This window comes from Paenibacillus sp. A3 (genome assembly GCF_001399685.1).
Lineage (GTDB): Bacteria > Bacillota > Bacilli > Paenibacillales > NBRC-103111 > Paenibacillus_G.
The window spans coordinates 1-814 of the sequence record NZ_JTHN01000409.1; the positions used below are offsets into that span (position 1 = coordinate 1).

1 protein-coding gene and 1 pseudogene are annotated in these 814 nt (G+C 56.1%); both read left to right on the forward strand.

Annotation, left to right across the window (positions count from 1 at the left end):
• Nucleotides 1-425: pseudogene (locus QJ48_RS38260) on the forward strand (gfo/Idh/MocA family oxidoreductase); the annotation flags it as partial.
• A gap of 145 nt (nucleotides 426-570) precedes the next feature.
• Nucleotides 571-814 (forward strand): Gfo/Idh/MocA family oxidoreductase (locus QJ48_RS35015; RefSeq protein ID WP_162238622.1); only part of this gene is annotated, 244 nt, incomplete at its 3' end.

Genomic DNA, 814 nt, shown 5'->3' on the forward strand with positions numbered 1-814 from the left:
TAGCTGCGGATGCGGCTCTGGACCTGCATCCCCTGCATGGCGTAGACCGGCGGTTAGCGGGTACGCTCTATTTTAGTCAGGGGCGGACGGCCCAACTGGATGCGGCGCTGGATCTGCCTCATGGCGCTAGCTTCGAGTTATGGGGGACAAAGGGGAAGCTGCAGGTTGAACTCGACGTGACCGCGGAGGAGCTGCGGATTCGTTGTCGGCTCGACAGCCGGTGGAAGGAATGGGTTACCGACCGGCTCACGCCGTTTCGCTTGCAGGCGGAGAGCTTTGCGGATGCGGTGCTGCTTCGGAAGCAGGGGCGTTCAGAAGATAGCGACGGAGCTGAAGAAGCGCTACGACAAGCGCGGGTTATGGATGCGCTGCTGGAAGCAGCCCGTACCGAGCGCAGAGTGCGCGTAATGGCGTCGACCGAATGAGAAGTCCGATACATAACGAACGCATTGATGACACAATCGCATATAACGAACGCCAATTCCGAAATATCTTTTTGCCCGCAACTTGTCTATACTAAGGCTTGGGATTACGAACCAAACTGCGATTGACGAAGGAGGCGCCGTCTTCATGTCTAAAGTATACCGAATCGGAATTATCGGCTGCGGGGGAATTGCCAACGGCAAGCACATGCCTGCGCTGAAAAATCAACCTAACGCTGAAATGGTCGCATTTTGCGATATTGTCGAAGAGCGGGCGCACGAGGCCGCAAGCAAGTTCGGCACTCCGGGCGCGAAAGTATATTCGGATTATAAGCAGCTGCTGGCCGATACGACGCTCGATATCGTCCATATTTGTACGCCGAACGATTCCC